This window comes from Micromonospora sp. CPCC 206061, assembly GCF_036906915.1.
GTDB lineage: Bacteria > Actinomycetota > Actinomycetes > Mycobacteriales > Micromonosporaceae > Phytohabitans.
Map to the genome: position 1 here is coordinate 39,967 of NZ_JBAKHX010000035.1, position 19,849 is coordinate 59,815.

15 protein-coding genes are annotated in these 19,849 nt (G+C 70.0%); 4 read left to right on the forward strand and 11 right to left on the reverse strand.

The annotated features are described in order from the left end of the window. Positions 1–61: 61 nt before the first annotated feature. From V6V89_RS22820 to V6V89_RS22835, 4 genes are all read right to left on the reverse strand, one after another. On the reverse strand, positions 62–1,255 hold the full coding sequence (locus tag V6V89_RS22820; protein ID WP_334621275.1) for an MFS transporter: 1,194 nt from the start codon (positions 1,253–1,255) through the stop codon (positions 62–64). 48 nt (positions 1,256–1,303) lie between these two features. Next, positions 1,304–5,752 (reverse strand): glycoside hydrolase family 2 TIM barrel-domain containing protein, encoded by a 4,449-nt coding sequence (locus tag V6V89_RS22825; protein WP_334621277.1) that lies wholly within the window; start codon positions 5,750–5,752, stop codon positions 1,304–1,306. 94 nt (positions 5,753–5,846) lie between these two features. Continuing rightward, entirely contained in the window at positions 5,847–6,758 is a 912-nt protein-coding gene (locus tag V6V89_RS22830; protein ID WP_334621278.1) for an SMP-30/gluconolactonase/LRE family protein, read from the reverse strand. A gap of 80 nt (positions 6,759–6,838) precedes the next feature. Next, positions 6,839–7,687 carry an SDR family oxidoreductase gene (locus V6V89_RS22835; RefSeq protein ID WP_334621279.1) on the reverse strand — a complete coding sequence of 283 codons (849 nt, stop codon included), beginning with the start codon at positions 7,685–7,687 and terminating at the stop codon, positions 6,839–6,841. Positions 7,688–7,847: 160 nt separating this feature from the next. Here V6V89_RS22835 and V6V89_RS22840 point away from each other — a divergent pair, with 160 nt between their 5' ends. Next, entirely contained in the window at positions 7,848–9,248 is a 1,401-nt protein-coding gene (locus V6V89_RS22840) for an MFS transporter (RefSeq protein ID WP_334621280.1), read from the forward strand. Here V6V89_RS22840 and V6V89_RS22845 read toward each other — a convergent pair. Further along, positions 9,185–11,581 (reverse strand): putative bifunctional diguanylate cyclase/phosphodiesterase, encoded by a 2,397-nt coding sequence (locus tag V6V89_RS22845; RefSeq protein ID WP_334621281.1) that lies wholly within the window; start codon positions 11,579–11,581, stop codon positions 9,185–9,187. The two genes, V6V89_RS22840 and V6V89_RS22845, sit on opposite strands and share 64 nt — an antisense overlap. A gap of 297 nt (positions 11,582–11,878) precedes the next feature. On the opposite strand from V6V89_RS22845, the gene V6V89_RS22850 reads away from it, so the two are divergent. Beyond that, positions 11,879–12,211: a hypothetical protein gene (locus V6V89_RS22850; RefSeq protein ID WP_334621282.1), complete on the forward strand. Its 333-nt coding sequence runs from the start codon at positions 11,879–11,881 to the stop codon at positions 12,209–12,211. Positions 12,212–12,320: 109 nt separating this feature from the next. Continuing rightward, on the forward strand, positions 12,321–12,587 hold the full coding sequence (locus V6V89_RS22855; protein ID WP_334621284.1) for a hypothetical protein: 267 nt from the start codon (positions 12,321–12,323) through the stop codon (positions 12,585–12,587). 54 nt (positions 12,588–12,641) lie between these two features. Here V6V89_RS22855 and V6V89_RS22860 read toward each other — a convergent pair whose 3' ends face one another. From V6V89_RS22860 to V6V89_RS22885, 6 genes are all read right to left on the reverse strand, one after another. Next, a complete protein-coding gene (locus V6V89_RS22860) occupies positions 12,642–13,643 on the reverse strand; it encodes an AraC family transcriptional regulator (RefSeq protein ID WP_334621285.1) in 1,002 nt (333 codons plus the stop codon). A 54-nt stretch (positions 13,644–13,697) separates the two neighbouring features. Next, positions 13,698–14,522 carry an inositol monophosphatase family protein gene (locus tag V6V89_RS22865; protein ID WP_334621287.1) on the reverse strand — a complete coding sequence of 275 codons (825 nt, stop codon included), beginning with the start codon at positions 14,520–14,522 and terminating at the stop codon, positions 13,698–13,700. Further along, positions 14,492–15,199: a methyltransferase gene (locus V6V89_RS22870; RefSeq protein WP_334621288.1), complete on the reverse strand. Its 708-nt coding sequence runs from the start codon at positions 15,197–15,199 to the stop codon at positions 14,492–14,494. The genes V6V89_RS22865 and V6V89_RS22870 overlap by 31 nt, the downstream gene beginning before the upstream one ends. Next, complete coding sequence (locus V6V89_RS22875) at positions 15,174–16,238, reverse strand: hypothetical protein (protein ID WP_334621290.1); 1,065 nt, start codon at positions 16,236–16,238, stop codon at positions 15,174–15,176. Before V6V89_RS22875 ends, V6V89_RS22870 begins: the two co-directional genes overlap by 26 nt. A gap of 345 nt (positions 16,239–16,583) precedes the next feature. After that, positions 16,584–18,587, reverse strand: coding sequence for a glycoside hydrolase family 31 protein (locus tag V6V89_RS22880; RefSeq protein WP_334621291.1), 2,004 nt, complete (start codon positions 18,585–18,587; stop codon positions 16,584–16,586). A gap of 152 nt (positions 18,588–18,739) precedes the next feature. Continuing rightward, positions 18,740–19,105 carry a hypothetical protein gene (locus tag V6V89_RS22885; RefSeq protein ID WP_334621293.1) on the reverse strand — a complete coding sequence of 122 codons (366 nt, stop codon included), beginning with the start codon at positions 19,103–19,105 and terminating at the stop codon, positions 18,740–18,742. 354 nt (positions 19,106–19,459) lie between these two features. On the opposite strand from V6V89_RS22885, the gene V6V89_RS22890 reads away from it, so the two are divergent. Then, positions 19,460–19,831 carry an STAS domain-containing protein gene (locus V6V89_RS22890; RefSeq protein ID WP_334621294.1) on the forward strand — a complete coding sequence of 124 codons (372 nt, stop codon included), beginning with the start codon at positions 19,460–19,462 and terminating at the stop codon, positions 19,829–19,831. The last annotated feature ends 18 nt before the right edge of the window (positions 19,832–19,849 follow it).

The window sequence follows — 19,849 nt, forward strand, 5'->3', positions numbered from 1 at the left end:
CGCTCTCCCTGCGGATACTACTGAGGCCAGGCTCGTGATCCGCATGGCCCTGCCGGCATATTCAGGGCAAATGCCGCACCGCGTCCGGGCGTGGTGCCGATTGGGGCGTGAGGAGTGGCACGGTGATGCCCGCCAGCGCGAAAACACTCGCCAGTGCGGCCCAGCCGAGCAGGCCGCCGTCGAGCACCGCGACGGTCAGCAGCGCCGGGCCCGCCGCGCGCGCCAGCCCTGTCATGAGCTGGCTCACGCCCTGGTACTGCCCGATCGCGTGTGGCGCGGCCAACTCGTACGACAGCCCGGCCGCGGCGGTCGCGTGCAGCAGGTCACCGATCGTGTAGAGCGCGGTCGTCAACAGGAGCACCACGACGGCTGTACCGGTCGACATGCCGCCGGTGGCCGCGTAGAGCAGCATCGCGGCGGCGAGCAGGAAGCCCGCGCGGCGCATCGCTTGTCCAGCGTGGACGGCGCTGCCCACGGCGCGGCTCGCGCGCACGGCGAGCAGGATCGTCAGGGCGGTGTTCACGACGAGCACCGCGGAGATGGCGACTCGGGGCGCCTGCGTCTGCGTCGCTATCCACAGTGGCAGGACGAGCCTCAACACCACCTCGTGCAGCGACATGACGGCCGACGCGGCGGTCACCGCCAGAAACGGCCGGTCCCGCAGGGCTTCCCAGCGCCGGGCGCGCGGCGCCTCCGGGGCGGGAACTTGAGCCGGTAGCCGCAGGAGGAGAGCGGCCGAGATCAGGTACGTCGTCGCGTTCCCGGCGACCAGCAGGGCGTACCCGGTGCGGGTGTCCGCGACGAGCGCGAGCGCCGCCAGCGCGGCGCCGACACTGATGCCGACGTTGGCGACGGCCCGCAGCATGGCGAAGACCCGCACCCGGTCAGCCGGGCCGGCGACCGCGGCGATCAGCGCCGCCCGGAGCGTGAGGCTGCCCGCGACCAGCAGCGCGTCGACGATCGCGACCACCAGGAACGCGGGGAACGATCGGACCAGCAGGTACGACGCGGCGACTGCGGCCTGGAGCACCTGCACGACGATCCGCAGGGTTCGCGGATCGCGCCGGTCGGCGAGGTGCCCCAGTGGCACGGTGGCGCACAGCCCGGCGAACCCGGCGATGGTCAGCCCCAGCCCCACCTCCGCGGGGGAGAGGCCGACGCCGCGCGTGAGAAACATCGCGGACCCGGCCAACCACAGCCCGAGGCCGACGGTGTTGGCCAGGGTCGCGGCGGCCAGCGTCCGCGCGTACTCCACCGCGCCACCGTAAACGCCCGATCTAAAGCCCGCGCGGGATGCCGCCCGCTAGGGCGTGCAGAGCAGGCGGGCGGCGGCCCAGTCGGCGTGGTCGGCGCCGTTGCCGTTGCCGCCGTCGGTCACCCGCAGCTCCAGATGGCTGCCACCGGTCACGTCCGCGACGATGGGCTCCGCGCCTGCCGAGCCGGTCAGCACGCTGCTCGCGGCGCGCCGCTCGCCGTCGACCCATACCTCGAACCCGACCGAGCCGCTGTTGCCCATCTCGTCGTCGACGCCCACGTCGGCGCGGAACGACGTGCAGCCGGCCGGGATGTCGACCACGACGCGGGAGGTCGCGTGCGCGCCGATGCCCTTCTCGTACACGACGCCGCCGATGGTGAGCGGCCGGCCATCGCCGGCGGGCTGCTCGGCGTTGCTCTGGTCGCGTTCGACCGGGCCCCAGCCGTTCTCGGCGACCAGGAACGGCAGGTCGCTCACCCACTGCCCGCCCGCCGGTAGCGGGGCGCGCACGGTCGCGGTCGCGTCGACGCTCACCGGGAAGCCGTTCGACCGCGCGGTGACGGTGGCGGTGAGGCTATAGGACCCGAAGTCGGTGGACGAAGGGGCGGTCACCGTGAATTCCGTTTGGCCAACGCGCGTGACGGCCCAACCCTCCGGCGCGGCCAGCGCGACCGCCACGTCATCGAGGGAGCAGCGCTCGGTGACGGTGACGGTGACGGGGTGCGGCACGCCGGGGCGGATCTGCCCGTCCGTCGTCACGGCGACGTCCGGCGGGCAGGGCGCCGGCGCGCGGGAGTCGACCACGCCGTCGGCCCGCACCTCGTCGCGCGTCAAGGGCCGCAACACCAAGGTGTACGCGTGCGTGCGGGTCGGCGACACCCGGTACTCGCTGAGCACCGAGTTGGGTGTCTCACCCATGCCCGTCTCGCCGGCCGCCGCGTGCAAAGTGACCCAGCCGTCGTTGCGCACCAGCGGGAGCTGGAAGTCGTACTCGGCGCGGGCCAGCTCGTCGTACGGTGTCACGCTCACGTCGATGTCGCCACCGACGAGGAGGCCGCCGCGCCCGTTGTGTAGGGTCGCCCACCGCGCGCCGGTGTGGTTGCCGTACGCCTGCGGCCGCGAGTACCGCACGTACTCCTTGTCGACGGTGGTGCGCCAGACGCCGGTGAACGCGCCGCTCGACCGGTCGTTGTACGTCTCATGTGGACCCTTACCGTAGTACGCGAACTGGCGCATCGTGTCGGGCACTTGGATCTGCACGCCGACCCGGGGCAGGTACGGCAGCCGGCTCGCGCCCGATCCGCGCGGCGTGACCCGGTGGTCCAGTGTGATCGTGCCGCGGCCGTCGATCCGGTACCGCATCACCTGTTCGATCTCGAAGGTGGCCGAGCCGCGAGCGACGCTCTTCACCTCCACGACGGCTGAGTTGTCCACCGTGGACGATGTCACGCCTGTGACCGAGGTCTGGAGCCGGTCGAGGCCGAGCTGGTGCCAGATCTCCCGGTCGGCGGTGCCCCAGCCGTACGTCTCGTTGCTCGTCGGTGGCCGGTACACATCGAGCTGCGGGCCGGCGCGCAGCAGCTCGCGGCCGCCCGAGGTCATCGAGTGGAGCGTGCCGGTGGCGGTGTCGAATCGGTACGTCCAGCCCTTGCCGGAGACCACGATCGCCGAGGCGTCGCTGGCGAGCCGGGGACCGGCCGCCGGAGCGGGGCGCGAGACGCCGGGCACCACGCGCCCGCCCGCGTCAAACTCGTCCCAGCCGTACCGGAGCCCGTCGTCGCCGACGGCCTCGATCTGGAGCCGGCGGGCGCGGTCGTGCCGGTTGGTCGACGGCGTGGGGATGTCCAGCGTCACGGTCTCGCCGGGGGAGAGGCGCACGCGCCGGCCGCCCTCGCGCAGGGTGCGGTCGACCTCGAGGAGCTTCCAGCGCAGTGTCGTGTCGAGCGCGCCAGCCGTCTGTTCATTGTGGACGCTGATACGGCCGCCGGCGGCGCGGCTGAACCGGATCGGGGCGTGCGCCCATGCCACCTCGACGGTCTCAGGCTGGAGGTACCGGTCGGTGCCGACCAGGCCATCGGTGCCGGACAGGCTGATGCCGAGGCTGTCGAAGTCGCCCTGCCGCTCGACGCGGTCGAAGTCGAGGGCCAGCGCCGGTGATGGTGGCGAGGCCGTGGGTGGGACCGCCGCGCCGTACACCCGGACCCAGTCGACCGAGCCACGGGCGAGCCGGGTGCGCAGGTCGTCCTGCTGGGTCTCGGCGTTACGCCCGACGTTGACCTCGTAGAGGCCGGGGTCCAGGGGGCCGGTGCGGGCGGCGGTGGCCACCTCGGTACCGTCGACGTACAGCCGCAGCGCGGCCCCGTCGTACACGCCGGTGACCCGGTGCCACGCGTCGTACCAGTCGGCGGGCACCGGCGCGGTGACCGTGGCGAAGCCAGCGTCCGTGGTAACGCCGAACTCCAGCGTGGTCCGGTCGCGCATCTGGAGGGCGTACGCGCGGCCCTTGGTGACGATCGGGAAGCTGCCAGCCCACTCGCCGGGTCGCACCCGCGCGTCCAGCGTCACCGCGGTCCCCGTGAAATCCAGTCGCGGATCGCGGAATGTGCTGACGAAGTCGTCCAGACTGGACAGTTCAAGCTGGCCGGACGCCACGGTGGGCTTGCCGACGAGGAACGCCTGGATGCCGCCCGGAGACGAGTCCGGCGTGAGGTACAGCGGCTGCCGCAGGTTGGCCTCCGCCCAGTCCCAGATGAACCCGCCCTGCAACGACGGGTACTGCCGGACCAGCGCCCAGAAGCGGTCGAAGTTGCCGACGCTGTTGCCCATCGCGTGGGCGTACTCGCCGAAGACGATCGGGCGGGTGGCGGTGCGGCCGATCGACTCGACGTATCCGGGGGTCGGGTAGCGCGGCCCCCAGACGTCGGCGAACGGCGCGTCGCCGTTGGGGCTGTTGGACTGGTGGTACAGCAGCCGGGTCGGCTCGTTGGCGTCAGCCCACGTGGCCATCGCGAAGTGCGCGGTGCCGAGCCCCGCCTCGTTGCCGGTGTCCCAGATGATGACGCTCGGGTGGTTCTTGTCGCGGGCAACCATCGCCTGGAACCGGTCAGCGAACGCCGCCTGCCACTCCGGCCGGGAGGCCAGGCAGTCGTTGGGGCAGTTCTCGTGCGAGTGCGTCTCGATGTCGACCTCGTCGGCGACCCACAGCCCTTCGCGGTTGGCGAGGTCGTAGAAGTACGGGTCGGACGGGTAGTGCGAGGTGCGTACCGCGTTGATGTGCAGCTTCTTCATCAGCGCGACGTCGCGGCGCTGCGCCGCCCGGGTGACGTGCCGTCCGGTGTCCGGTTCGGTCTCGGCGCGGTTGGTGCCCTTGATGAGCACTCGCTGGCCGTTGACGAGCATCTGCGCCGTTCCGGCTGTACCCGAACGTACCTCGACCTCGCGGAAGCCGACGGCCTGCGCGGTGGTGTGCGTGACCCGGCCGTCGGGCCCGAGCAGCTCCAGCACCAGGGCGTACAGGTTGGGCGCGTCGGCGCTCCACTTGGCCGGGTCGGCGACGGTGGCGGTCAGCGTGCCGGTGCCGGTCATCGTGGTCACCTTGCGGCCTCGGGCGTCGAGCAGCGTGCCCCGCACGGTGTATCCATCCGACGGGCCGGCCACCGACACCCGCGCCGTCAGCAAAGCGTCCACATAAGACTGGTCGAGGTCGGTGGTGATGTACGCGTCGCGCAGGTACGTCTGCGGCGTGCTGTACAGCCAGACGTCCCGGAAGATGCCGCTGTAGCGCCACTGGTCGACGTCTTCCAGGTAGGCGCCGGAGCCCCAGCGGTGCACCTGCACGGCGACGCGGTTGGTGCCGGCGTGCGTGAAGTCGGTGACGTCGAACTCGGCCGGCGTGTATCCGCCCTGGTCGTATCCGACGTACCGCCCGTTGACCCACACGAAGTACCCGCTGGTGACGCCCTCGAAGCGCAGGAAACTCCGCCGGCCCGACCACGACGGCGCCACCTGGAAGGAGCGCACGTACGCGCCGGTGGGGTTGACATCGCGCGGCACCCTCGGCGGGTCGTCGGGCCAGATCTCCTCGGGGATGTTGCGGAACATCGGGTGGTCGACGAAGTCGGACTGCCAGGTGTGTGGCACGGTGGCGGTGGGCCAGCCGGAGACGTCGTACTCCTCGCCGTGGAAGCCGGCGGGCACGTCGCCGGGGCGGTCGGCGATGGTGAGCTTCCAGTCGCCGTTGAGCGAGGCGGTCCACCGCGACCGTGCACTGTGGTCGGTGATGTCAGCGGCGGCGGTTCGGGCGTCCGCGTACGGCCGCAGGAGCGCGTGTGGCGGCTGCTGCCCCTCGCCGGTCATGCCGGGGTCGTCGAGGTACCGGTAGACGTCGTCCACTGTGGCTGGGCCGGTGGCCGGTGGCGGCGCGGCGCTGGCGGGTGCGCCGCCGGGCCACAGCAGGACGGTGATCGCTAGGGAAGCCAGCACAGCACGGCGCGACATCGACAGCCTCCCCAAACCGGATCACACAGACCCGAACATAGCCCGACAACTCCGCACCCTTCCTAACATTAATCAGGACCCATATTCAAGGGGTTCACAAAAGGTCGACGACAGCTATCGTTCTCTCCACCAGGCTGCCGAGGTAGAGCAGTCCGCCGTGCTCGCGGACCCCAGTAACGAAGTGGTACCGGTCGCCGGTGCCCTGTAGGTCGGCGACCACCCGGCCGGTGCCGTCGACCGCCATCGCCCACGCCGTGCGTTCCGGGCCGGGTTGCAGGCGTTCCGGCAGCGCCCAGACCGTGCGGCGGATCAGCGGTGTGCGGGCGTGTGCCCAGTCGAGCAGCCGGTTGCGCGGGCTGCCGATGGCGATCCAGATCCGGCCGTCTGACCCCGTGCTCAGGTTGTCGGGAAACCCCGGCAGGTTGTCGACGAGCGTGTCGCGCTGCCCCGCCCGCGACCCTGTCAACCACAGTCGACTGAGCCGGTACGCGCCGGTCTCGGCAACGACCACATAGGACTCGTCGGCGGCCAGCGCCACGCCGTTGGCGAAGTGCAGCCCGTCCAGCAGCACGTCGACCGCCCCGTCGGGCGTGCGGCGCAGCAGCCGGCCGGTGCCGGAGTGCTCCAGCAGGTCGGCCCGCCAGTACGCGAGCGGGAAGCGGCGCGTGGAGTCGCTGAAGTACACCGTGCCGTCGGTGGCGATCGCGGCGTTGTTGCACACGGTGAGCGCGTCGCCGGCCGGTATCAGGGCCTCGACCCGGCCCGACCGCGGATCGACGCGCAGCAGCCCGCGGTACGCGTCGCAGACCAGCAGCGCGCCGTCGGCGGCGATCTCGACGCCGAGCGGTCGCCCACCCGTTTCGGCTACCCGCCGGGGTGCGCCGCCGTCCGCGGGCAGCGCGAGGATGCGGCCGTCTTCGACGCCGGTGTAGACCGTGCCGTCGGGGTGGATGGCGACGTCTTCGGGGCCTGCGCCGTCGACCGGGAGCAGGCGCGGCGCCGGCATCGGTGGCTCGCTGGCCGCCTGACGCGCCCGCGGCGGGGCCGCCGGTGGTGACCACACCACCGGCTGGATGCGCGGCCGGCTCATGCGGGCCGGGCGAGCAGCTCGGCGAGGCTGGTCGCCGGGTGCCCGGCCACCTTGGCCACCGCGTCGCTGACCGGCAGGAACTCCCCGGACGCGATCGCCAGGTAGGTGCTGACCCAGGCGTCGACCTGCCACTTCGGCGCACCGTAGGAGGCGCGCGAGGTGTACGCCTCGTCGATGCTCTCGTCCTGGAAAGTCACCTGCCGTCCGGTCGCCTCGGTGAGCGCGGCGGCCATCTCGGCCATGCTCAGCGCCTCCGGGCCGGTGAGGTCGTACGTGACGCCCTCGTGCGCTTGGGGGGCCAGGAGTACCGCCACGGCCACGTCGGCGATGTCGTCCTGCGCCACCACGGCGGCGCGCCCATTACTGGCCGGCCCGCGGATCACTCCGTCGTCACCGGCCATCATCGGTACGAAGTCCATGTACAGGTTGTCGCGCAGGAACGTGAAGGCCAGCCCGCTGGCGCGGATGTGCTGCTCGGTGGCCCAGTGATCGCGCGCAAGCGTAAACGTGGCGTCCGGCGCGGCGCCGAAGAACGACGTGTACACGAGCCTGGTGACCCCGGCGGCGGCCGCCGCGTCGACGAACGTCCGGTGCTGGGCGACCCGGTCGGGCTGCTCGGCGCCGGAAACCATGAACACCGTCTCCACGCCCTCCAGCGCCCGCCGCACCGCGCCGGCGTCGTCGTAGCTGGCCCGGACGACCTCGGCGCCGTCGAGCGCGGGCGCACGGTCTGGGTCGCGCACCACCAGCCGCTGGTTGACCCCGCGTTCGGCCAGCTGGCGGGCCACGCGCCCGCCGAGCCGCCCGGTTGCACCTGTAATCGCAAGAGCAGCGTCGATAGCCATGCCCGCATCATCCTCCATCGACTGCGTGGGTGCCGGTCACCGCCGGGATACAACCGCTCGCCGACGCAACGGAACTGACACGCCCGGGAAGGGGCGTATACGGGCCCCAAACCTGGCACCCTGTTTGCAACCACCCCTTGCCCCGCCGGAGCGCCCTGGATTGACCGCCCTTACCGCCACCGTCGAGCCTGTACCGGCCAGCGTCGAGCTGCGCCGAGTGGTGGCGGCGTCGCTGGTCGGCACCGCCCTAGAGTGGTACGACTTCTTCATCTACGGCACCGCCGCCGCGCTGGTCTTCGGGAAGATCTTCTTCCCCTCGTACGACGACTCGGTGGCCGTGCTGGCGTCGTTCGCGACGTTCGGCGTGGCGTTCCTGTTCCGCCCGTTAGGTGGCTTCTTCTTTGGCCGGCTCGGCGACCGGCTCGGCCGGCGCTCCACCCTGGTCCTGACCACGCTGCTGATGGGGTTCGCGACCGGTCTGATCGGGCTGCTGCCGACGTACGAGGAGATCGGCATCTGGGCCGCGGTGCTGCTGGTGCTGGCCCGGATATGCCAGGGCCTCGGCGCGGGCGCGGAGTTCGGCGGCGCGTCCACGCTGCTGGCCGAGCACGCGCCACGCGGGCGCCGGGCCTACTACGCCTCCTTCGTGCAGACCGGCGTACAGGTCGGCCTGCTCACCGGCACGGTGGCGTTCCTGCTGGTCGGGCTGCTGGGCGAGCCGGCCATGCTGGCCTGGGGCTGGCGCATCCCGTTCCTGGCCAGCTTCCTGATGGTGTTCGTCTCGCTGTACGTGCGACTGCGGGTCGCGGAGTCTCCGGTGTTCCTGGAGATGGAGCGTGACCGCACGGTCGTCGAGACCCCGGTGCGCGACACGCTGCGCCACTACCCGCGCAGCTTCCTGATCGGCGTCGGCGCGCACATCTGCGACACGGCGGTCGTCTACATCTACAGCGCCTTCATGATCACGTATCTGACCACCGAGATCGGTGTCAGCCGCACGGTCGCGCTCACCGGCGTGATCCTGTTCAGCCTGGTGGTGATCGCGCTTCAGCCCGTGTACGGCGCGCTCGCCGACCGCATCGGCCGGCGCCCGCTCAACATCTTCAGCGTGCTCTTCACGGCGGCATTCGCGTTTCCGCTCTTCCTGCTGGTCGATACCGGGCAGCCAGTGGTCATCTGGCTGGCGCTGATCGTGGCGACCGCGCTGGGCTTCGCGCCGATGATCGCGGTACAGCCGATCTTCTACGCCGAGCTGTTCGGTGCCGGTGTGCGATACACGGGCTTCGCCGCCTCCCGCGAGGTCGGCGCCGCGGTTTCCGGCTTCTCGCCGCTGGTGGCCGCGGCGCTGCTCGCAGCCGGCGGCGGCTCGCCCTGGCTGGTGGCTGGCTGGATCGTGCTGACGGCGCTGGTGTCGCTCGTCGCGTTCGCGCTGTCGCGGGAGACCCGCGACGTCGACATCACCGCGAGCCACGCGCGCCAGCCCGCGCCGCTGGTATTTCAAGGACCTGTGATCGAGCCCGTGATGGAGCCCGAGCGCAGCCGCCGCGGGGTCGCGAGATAGTCGCCCACCTCGTCGGGCTGGCCAGGCGGCGCGAAGTGGTACCCCTGCGCGAGTTGGCAGCCCAGCTCTCGCAGCAGGGCCGCCTGGCGGGGCGTCTCGACGCCCTCGGCGACCGTCGGCACACCGAGGCTCGACCCCAGGCCGAGGATGGCGCCGACGAACATCGCGCCGCGCTCGCCGCCGGCCTCCAGAGCGGCGGTGAACGTGTGGTCGATCTTCAAGATGTCGATCGGCAGCCGCTGGAGGTACGACAGCGACGAGTACCCGGTGCCGAAGTCGTCGACCGCGATCCGCACGCCGTGCTCCCGCAGCTGAGTAAGGCTCTGCTGGGCGAGCTGGCCGGTCGTGCTCGAGGCGCCCACCAGCACGGTCTCGGTGATCTCGACGATCAGGGCCTCGGGCGGGACGTCCTGCTCGCGGAGCATCGCCAGCACATCCGGTGCGAACCCGGGTGCCGCGAGCTGCCGGCCCGACACGTTGACGCTGACCGCGACCGCGTGGCGCGTATGCCATCGACTGGCGTGCGCGCACGCGTCTCGCATCACCTTGGCGCCGACCTCGACGACCAGCCCGACGTCTTCGGCCACCGAGATGAACTGGCTGGGTGGCACCTGACGTCCGTCCGCTGTGGACCATCGCAGCAGCGCCTCCAGAGCCACCGGCTGGCCGCTGACCAGGTCGACGATCGGCTGGTACACCACGGTGAGCGCGTCGCCAGCGAGCGCCGCGCGCAGGCCGGCGGCCAGCTCGGCGTACTGGAGGCGGGCCTCCAGCATCGCCGGGCAGAACTGCACAACCTGGTTCTTGCCGGCCTCCTTCGCCGCGTAGAGCGCGAGGTCGGCGTCGCGGAGCGCCTCGGCGGGGTCGGTGCGCTCCGGGCCGAGGACGAGCAGCCCGCCGCTCGCGGCCAGGTAGATCTGGCGGCCGGCGAGCGGGTACGCCTCGCGGATCGACTCAATGACGCGGGCGGCGGCGCGGTGACAGGCCGCCGGCGTGACGTCGACGAACAGCAGTGCGAACTCGTCGCCGCCCAGCCGGGCGATCGTGTCGACGATGCCAGCGGCGGCGTGCAGGCGCTGCGCCACCCGTACCAGAAGCTCGTCGCCGACGGGGTGGCCGAGCGTGTCGTTGACGTGTTTGAAGCCGTCGAGGTCGACGAGCAGCAGGCCGGCGGGCGGCCGGTCGGGTTCGAGCATCAGGCGTTCCAACCGCTCGGCGAGGACCGCCCGGTTGGCGAGGCCGGTGAGCGGGTCGTGGTGCGCCCGGTGGGCCAGCTCGCGCTGGAGCGACTGCTGCTCTTCGAGCGCCTGCTGGAGCGCGTTCGACTGCACCACGAGCGCGGCGGACTGGACGTTCATCGCGTCCGCCCGGCGGCTCGCGAGCCTGGCGAACAGCCCCAGCCGCACCACGAGCAGCACAAGTAGCAGGCAGGTAAGTACCGACGCGCCGACGAGCGCGGGCACCGCGTCTGGCGATACCAGGCCGCCGGAGGTGAGCAGGCCGATGAGGGGCACTACGGGAGCGAGCAGCGCGAGCAGGACGAAGGTGACGAACCGGATGCGCGGCAGGCCGTCTTCGGGAAGGTCGGTGTCCAGCGCCCGATACCCCTCGCCGTACGACGGGTGCAGCGCGGCGGCCGCCACGAGCACGCCGACCACCTGCCACGCGACGTGGATCAGGCCTCCCGGCTGGAAGGCGTCGAAGCCATCGCTGCCGAGCCGGGTGATCGAGAAAAGGTCGGCCACGAGCACCGTGACCCCGGCTGCGGCGAGCAGGTACATACTGCCGGTGCGCGAACGGGCGGCCGACACGACACGGACCACGCAGCTCAGCATCAGCAGGTCGAGCACCGCGAACGAGACCGCGACCCCGGCCTCTGCCGAGTTGGGCGTCCGCTCACCCAGGGACGGCTCGATCAGGAACGCCCACGCCACGATCGCGAGCCCGGCCGCGACGATGCCGGCGTCGAGAAAGTTCTGCTCGGTGGGCTGGGCACGGCGTACCCCGAAGAGCAGGATGAGCCCCACGAGGAACAACGCGTACCGCGTGGCCAGCGCGATCACCCACGCCCACTCGGACAGGTCGGCGGCGGGCACGATGTGCAGCGCCGCGCTCGCCATGCCGAGGCCCGAGCTCGTGAGCACGACCCACCAGCCGGAGCGGTGCCGGGCGTCGCGGCGGGTCAGCGCGTACGTCGCCAGCGCCAGCGCCACCAACTGGGTCAGGGTCCAGGTCGGGGCGGCCCAGCGGCCGGGAAGCCACCACGCGACGAGCACCAGGGCGAGGCCACCGGCCAAGACGGACAGCCACGCGCGGTGTGACGCACCGACCACGATCTGTTCCGTTCCTCCTGTGCGAAGTTCAGGACCCCCTGTGCCGCCTTACGCTGCGGCGCCCCCGCCGGTTCACCACGAAGCAGAGCTATACATAGCGTGAACGCATGCCGCCGTGAGTTTACTGTCTCGACGGGTTTTTGGGGACGATCCGGCCAATCGGTCAGGTTGTGGTCGTGGCGGCGGCAATCGATGATGGTTATGAGCCGCCGCAAGGCGCATGACCCGTGCGGGCGGAGCGAGCGCCAGCTAGCACGGTCATGGCTCACAGGCGCATGGCTGTCACGGGAGGCCGCTATGGGGCACGAGATCATTCATCAGCCGCGGCTGGCGTGGGATGGCGCCCGCGCGTTCGTCGCCGCTGCCGACACCGACCACCTGTACCCGTGGTTGGGTCGCCGGCTCGCGACACTGCTCGGGCCGGCGTACCGCGAAGCGCTCAGTGAATCGCGGTGGCTGGTCCGGTTGGCGGAGCGCGAGGACGCGCCGTTCCTCGAGACAGCCAAGTGGCGCGCCCGTCTCGACGACGCGCTCCGGTACCACCCTGAGCTCGCGGACGGCCTGCGTGCCCTCACCGCCGACGTGGTTTTCCGGATGTCCGCGCCAGGCAAGGCAGCCGGCCTAGGGTAGACCCAGCCCCGCTGCGCAATGTGGACATGCTCCGCGCGGACCGGCTCGACCGCCAGGCGTCACCTGCCTAACGTTCCTAGTAAGGGGGCGTTAAGGGATGATTGACGAAATGGAACTGCAGCGTGACCTCTCCCGGGCCACGCTGGCGCTGGAGCGGGCCGAGCAGTTCCTCGACCGCTACGACGAGGCGCATGCCGCGCTGCTCGGCATGGCGCCAGGCTGGGATTCACCACTGACGCTGACGGTGCGCGACGGCCGGCTGGCGATCGCCCGAGTCGCCGCGTACGTCCGGGCGCTGGTGGGCGAAGTCGAGGGCATCGAGGGCCTACCGGTGCGCCCACTGGCCCTTACCTCCCAAGGCGACCCGGGGGAGTAGCGAGCGGCAAGTTGGTCTCCTCCACGGTGGACCCGCGGTACGACTGCGCCTCGATCATCCGGTCCTGCGGCGCAGCGTCTGGAAGGGGAGATCGCCATACTGCGCGCGGTACGCCCGCGCGAAGCGACCCAGATGCGTGAACCCCCACCGGTGCGCCACGCTGGCGACGGTCGCGGGCCCGCGACCGGCGGCGGACATGTCGGCGTGTACCCGCTCCAACCGCACCCGGCGCAGATACGCCATCGGCGGCATACCCATGTACTCCCGGAATCCCTCCTGGAGGCTGCGCACGCTCACGCCCGCGACCTTGGCAAGATCGTTCACCGTGAACGGCGCGTCCGGCGTCGCCTCGATCGCGTCGACCGCCCGCTGGACGCTCGGTGGCCGGGGCGGCGGCGCCGGCCGGCACAGCTCCTCGCGGTACGGATGGTCGGCGGTCATCAGCAGCCCGGCCAGCACGCTGCGGGTGAGCTGGCTGGCGACCTGTGGCTGACTGATCAACCCATCGGGGTTGTCCATCTCCGCCCGCACCAGGGTGAGCAGCCGCGCCAGGCTCCGGCCCGGCCCGGTCGTGAGGTCGACCTCCGGTCCGAGTCGCAGGGGACCCTGGATCGCGCGGCCCAGCATGCTCTCCAGTTCCGCCTCCAGCGCCCGGGTGTCAATCTTGACGGCGAGCAGCCGCAGGCCGGCGCTCATCCATGGCAGGCGTACCAAACCTTCCGGCTGGTAGAGCGAGCCGCGCTCCGGGCCCGCCGTAAACGCCCGGCCGCCGTGCTCGCTCTCCAGGAAGCCGAGAATCGGCACGTTGAGGTGGTACGACTGGCGGTGCTCGCACGCCATCGACACCTCGGTGCCGAAGCCGACGTCGCCCACCGTCACCGGGCCGAGCCGGGTCACGGTGATGTCGAACGTGAACCCCGTGCCGCCGGCCGGCACGTCGAGGGTCAGCGGGTGAAAGAACTCGTGACAGAGGGCGCGCGTCTCGTCCACGTCGGACGTACGGAAAGATACCGGGCCGAACGACGAGAAGGGTTCTCCCTCAGTGTCCGTGCCCATACACGGAGTATTTTCCTGTGCCGCGAGCCCGTCAACACGTGTACCCGTTTGGCGTCACGGTGCCACGGTCACGGCAGCGAGCAACTGATCCAACAGCGCGGTGTTGGCGGCGGCGACGAAGGTGATGCGACTATCGCGGTCGAACGAGAGGGGGAGCGGGTCGCCGTCCAGGTCGGTAGCGACGGCGCCGGCGCACGTAGCGATGTGGAGCCCGGGTATCAGATCACGGGGCGGAAAGCCCTTGATCGACTCGACCACCGCCTCGCACTGACCAGAGCCGACCTTTGCGATGTCGAGCGGACCACCGTAGTTGAGGAAAAGGCTTGACCGGGTGCCCAGAATCCGTTGCATGGCAGAAGTGGTTCGGCGTGTGAACGTCGCGGAATAGGACACTATGAAGGCTGACGCGAGGTCGTCGATCTTCGAGGGAGCCATGACGCGGCCGTTCCGAGTCGCCGCGCCGTTCTTCGCGACGAAATGACATCCGGTAAAAATCTCGTAGATCCGCGAGTAGATCGGAACACCTCTGCTCCGATCGATGAGCGAAATGGCTGTCGACGCGAGCGGATAGCCTCGCGCGACCATGTCCGAGCCATCGATCGGGTCGACGATGACCAGGTAATCATCGCCGCCCCCGATCACAAAATCGTCTGACTCCTCGCTGCTCACCACGGCGCTGATACCGGAGCGTTCGAGCGCCCGGACTATCCGCTGTTCAGCCATTGTGTCGAAGGCGTGAGTGGTGTCGCCGTCGATTTTGGTCCTCAAGGCGGACAGCCCATGCATGGTCTCGACTCGGCGCCTGACCTCCGTGCCCAGTTCTTCGAACTCCTCGGCCAGAATCAAATCTACTTTGTCGATGCGTCGGTCGTGGTCCACTCTTTCGTCTCCTGTGGAAGTGCGAGCCTGCGAGCTTCAACTATGTATACGCCATACTCCGTGATCGGTGTGCCGAGCCGAGCCAGCCGTTCGCCCGACAGGATGCCCGCGGACTTCGTCAAGGCGTACTCGACCCGAACCTCGAAGCCGTCGCGGCGCAGCAGTTCCGCGGTGGCTTCGGGTTCGAGGAAGCCGAAGTGGGTGAACAGAAGTACACCGGCTGGGCGAAGGAGCCCAGCGGCGCTTCGGCAGAGCCATTCGATGAAATCCCTGCCTCCAGGGCCCCCATCATTCGCCAGTCGGACCCAAGACGCCCCGCCTGCCGGATACGCGGTAGGCAACTGCGGTGGGTTCGAGATCACGAGGTCGAACGGCCCAAGATCGGCAGCCGTCGTGGCGTCCGTCACGGTAGCCATGACGCGGTCGGACAGGTCGTTGACAACCGCGTTGCGTTGACACAGCCGGACCGCCTCTGGGTTTATGTCGATCGCATGCACGCGTACCCCGCGCCGGGCCAGGCGAAGGGCCAGGAGGCCGGCTCCACATCCGACTACGAGCGTGTCCCGGCATGCGATCCGATCCGAGTATGCGGCCAGGCAGGTGGTGTCAGCACCGGGGACCGCAACCGAGTCGGTCAATATGACCAGAAGATCATCGTGGAGCGCCAGTTTGAGCACGATCTCCTCCGTCGAGGCACCTGTACTGCCAGCGTTCGACCGGGTCGCGTCCGACGTCGTCGATGACCGCGAGACCTCGCTGCCAGAAATTACGGGGACACGGCATGCAGACCGTCGACTCGCAGGACCCGCAGAGGATTCGGCCGGTCGCGTAGCAGTCGCGCCGGCGGTAGCGCAGGTACAAGCGGTTGATGCAGGCGGCGTTGTCGCAGACGTATGGAATTAGTAAACCGCTCCGGTAGGCGGTCAGCAGGACGACGCCGCCGGCCAGGAGTAGCACGCCGGTGACGGCGAAGCACCTTGGCAACGGCGACAGATGTTCGGGTACGTCGGACGAGCCGAAGTCGGACGCGAGGCTGAGGTATGCGGCGCCGGCGATGCCGGCGACACCGGCCGTGATTGCTATCAGCGTGACAGTGAAGCCAAGGTCGCGCCGTCTGGCGTACAGCGAATGGCGGTCGTGGGCGACGATTTCGCCAAACGCGGTGACCGTCGGAATCGCGAGTCCACCGAGCATGGCCAGGTACTGGGCCACCTCAGGTTCGGTACCGGCGACGACCGCTTGTGCCATGAGCCAGGCGGCGAGAAACCCCAGGCCCGCGAAGACCAGGCTGGACGCCGATCGGAGCAGTGCGGTCGACGGATCACGGACGAATCCATAAAGGAGCTCCACGGTCCGCGGGTCCGCGTACAGGATCAGGGTCTTCATACCGTCTGTCGCTGGACGACTTGGGAAGGACATGGCGTAGTTGCCCTTGGTGAAGCACGTAATGCCGCCAGCAGAGCGGTGGATCATGAGGCGCGTGCGGTGTCGGAACCTTTCGTACCAACGGATTCTCAGGCCGCAAGCTGCCCGGTTCACCGGCGTTCTTTCCGGCATGGGCATCATGAGATCGGTCGCCTCGATCTCAACCCGAATACTGCCCACGCTGCCCCCGGGTGAGGCGTTGAATCGCACAGAAAGCTCGATGCCCGCATCTGTCCGGCGCAACTCGGCATCGGCAAGGTTCTCCGAGTGGCTGACGATCCGCAGCGTCATCGGGGCCGTGTCGCCGGATCCGATGGTCAGGGGGTCTCCGTGCCGCCATGTCGACTGCAGAACGCAGACCACCGCTCGCTCGTCCGGCTTTGGCGCCCAGTTCACGGGGACGACAACGGTGAGCGTCGACATGCCGCCGAATGCCCGAAGATCCAGGATGGCCTCGTTGCAGACCTCCCACGCCGGACTCAACCGGGACAGCCGCCGGTAGTACAACTCGAATCCGGATGCGTGCGGCCTCCTGGTCGGCAACGGGACCTCCCGCGGTGTGCGGCGCTGCGTAGCCGCGCTGTTACCGCCAGGTTGGCACGGTCCCGCAACCGGCTGGCCGGCAACGGGGTGGCGTCACGGTGCCACGGGGACCTGGGCTCCATTTCGGAGGAACACCGGGATGCGCCCGAGCGGCGCGTCGGCGTCCAGTGTCGATCCACCCGGGTGGCTGGCGCCGGTCCACGGGTCGATCCACTCGGCGCCGGCCGGCAGGTACACCGAACGGGAGCGGGCGCCGTACTCGGTGATCGGCGCGACCAGCACGTCGGGACCGAGCAGGAACTGGTCGTCGATCTCCCAGGCGCGCGGGTCGTCCTGGAAGTCAACGAAGAGCGGCCGCATCGGTGGAACGCCGGTTTCGTGCGCCACCGTCAGCTGCGCGGCCAGATAGGGCCGCAGTCGCTCGCGAAGCTCCAGCACGGCCGTGATGTGTTCGTACGCCTCGTCGCCGAACGACCAGACCTCGTTGGGCCCGCCCGTCATGTCCGGGCCGAATGGTTTTTTCGGGTCGCGGTATCCGTGCAGCCGGAACAGCGGGCAGAAGGCGTTGAACTGGAACCACCGCACGATCAGCTCGCGGAACTCGGGATCGTCCGGGTCGCCGCCGTGGAACCCGCCGATGTCGGTGGTCCACCACGGCACGCCGGACATCGCCACGTTGAGGCCGGCGCGCACCTGGCGCCGGAGCGAGTCGAACGTCGCGCCGATGTCACCGGACCACAATGCCGCGCCGTACCGCTGACCGCCCGCCCAGCCGGACCGGCAGAGCAGTACCAACTCGTCGTCGCCCTCGGCGGCGAAGCCTTCCGCGAACGTGCGCGCGCTCTCCCGCGAGTACAGGTTGAACACCTCGTTGCCCGGCCCGGCGTGGAAGGCCAGGTTTCCCGGGTGGTTCGGGCGGATCTCTGGCTCGCACGCGTCGATCCAGAATGCCCGCACGCCGAGGTTGTAGTAGTTCTCCCTGACGCGCGACCAGACGAACTCGCGGGCCCGCGGGTTGGTGGCGTCGTAGAACGCCACCGGCATCTCGACCTCGAACCCCTTGTCTTTCCACGGCGCGTGGTGCGGCACGCCGCTCTCGGTGCCGACGAGCAGCCCTTCGGCCTCCATCTGCCGGTAGTTCTCGCTGTAGGGGCTCACCGTCGGCCAGATCGACACCATCAGCTTGACGCCCAGGTCGGCCAGCTCCTTGACCATACCGGCCGGGTCGGGCCACTCGGCCGGATCGAACTTCCAGTCGCCGAGGTGGGTCCAGTGGAAGAAGTCGGTGATGATCACCGACATGGGCAGGCCGCGCCGCTTGTGCTCGCGGACCACCGACATCAGCTCTTCCTGGGTGCGGTAGCGCAGCTTGCACTGCCAGAAACCGGTGGCCCAGTCGGGCAGTAGCGGCGGGCGGCCGGTGGCATCGGCGTACCGGGAGAGGATTTCCGCCGGCCCGTTGCCGGTGGTGACCCAGTAGTCGATCTGGCGGGCGCTGTCGGCGACCCAGCGGGTGCCGTTGTGCGCGAACTCGACCCGGCCGACGGCGGGCATGTTCCACAGCAGACCGTAGCCGCGGCTGGACAGCAGGAACGGGATGCTGATCTCGGCATTGCGCTGCACGAGGTCGAGCACGAGGCCCTTCTGGTCGAGCCGGCCGTGGGTGCGCTGGCCGAGCCCGTAGAGCCGCTCGTCGTCGTATGCGCGGAAGCGCTGCTCCAGGCGGTGAAAGCCGTTGCCGTGCGGCTGGAACAGCCGCGGCCCCGGCCACCAGAAATGCGCCCGCTCCTCGGCGAGGAGCTCTTCGCCGGTCGAGGTCCGCCGGAACACGACCTCGGCCTCCGACTCCGCCTCACCCGGGTCGATGTGAACCGCCACCGTGAGGTCGCCGTTGACGAGGGTGGCCCGGTCGCCGTCGATGGTGATCTCAGCGGCCGGGTCCGGGGTCGATGCGAGCAGCGCACCTGGTATGTCGTCGCGAATGCGTCCGAGCGATACCCGGACCCGCACGCTGTCGGCGCCCCAGGGCTCGATCCGCAGCAGTTGCCGGTGCGACGACACCTCGAGGCCGTTTTCCACGCTGCGGATGGCGGTCATGCGCGGGCTCCCTATATCGATAACCGTGGTAGTCGAAGCGCTTCGATCACGGTAGTTCACCGACTGCGCGCACGGCAACCCTCCACATGACCATGGCCTCCGCATGATCATGGCGCCCTTCCCGAAGGAGGGGCGCCATGGTGGTGGGCGTCTTATGCCCGGGTGGTGGTCTGGCGCTCGGCGTCAGCCTCGATGATCTCGATCTGTTCCTCGCTGCCGCGCGTGATCGCGGCCCGCGCCGCCGTGCCGGCGGCCCAGCCGATCGCGGCGCCGGCCAGGCCGGCGCCGAGGATCAGCAGCCAGGGGCGGTGAGGGCGCCGGCCCGCGAGCGCGTCGAATGCCGCGCTGGCCCGCCGCCACGCCTCGTCTCTCGCCGAGCCCACCTTGTCTTCGGTGTCGCCAGCCGCCGACCGGGCCGTGTCGCCCGCCGACTCGACGGCGGACACCAGGTGGTCCCAGGCCTGCGTTGCGATCCGCTCGGCACGCCCGCGCCGATCTGTCCAAGGTGTACTGAGCATTTCCTACCTCCTACGGGGCACCCCTTCGTTGGAGGGTGCCCGCTGGGGTGGGAGGCGAAACCTTGTCGATCTTGCGACACGTTCAAGATCGGGGTGTGAGGTTTTTCGCCCGACGCGGAATTGCCGCGCGCGACGGGGAAACCGCTGGCCACGGGCCGGTACCCTGGTGGTTTAGAACCAACGTACGTGGGTAGTTATGATGTGGTTATTCCCAATATGGGCGGATCTGCGGTGGTCGGTTGCACAGATTGCTCCCTTCAGGGACTGGCGGCCGACGGTGCGGAGGAATACGCTCGGTCGCGGCCCGCGTACTGACGAGGCGCCTGGTGGTTCCGGGCGAGTGGAGGTGCTCGCGTGAGCCTGTCGATCCTGACATCGGCCATGCCTGACGGTGTGGTGGAGATCGCCCCTCGCGGAGAGATCGATGTGGACACGGCGCACGAAGTGCGCGAAGCGGTGGCGGCGGTGCTGACCAAGAGCCGGCCCGCCCGCATCCAGCTCAACATGCGGCTGGTCAGCTTCATCGACTCGGTGGGCATCAGCGCGATGGTCGCCGGGTTCCAGACCGCCGAGGTCAGTGGCGTCAAGCTGGTTGTCACCGAGCCCAGCCGGTTCGTGCACCGGCAGCTCTGGGTCACCGGGCTGCTCGGCCTCTTCGGGGCACCCGAGCCCTACTACGCCGGGGCGTCAGCGGGCACGCCGGAGGTCCAGTCGGCCGGCGGCTGACCCTTGTATTTCACCCAT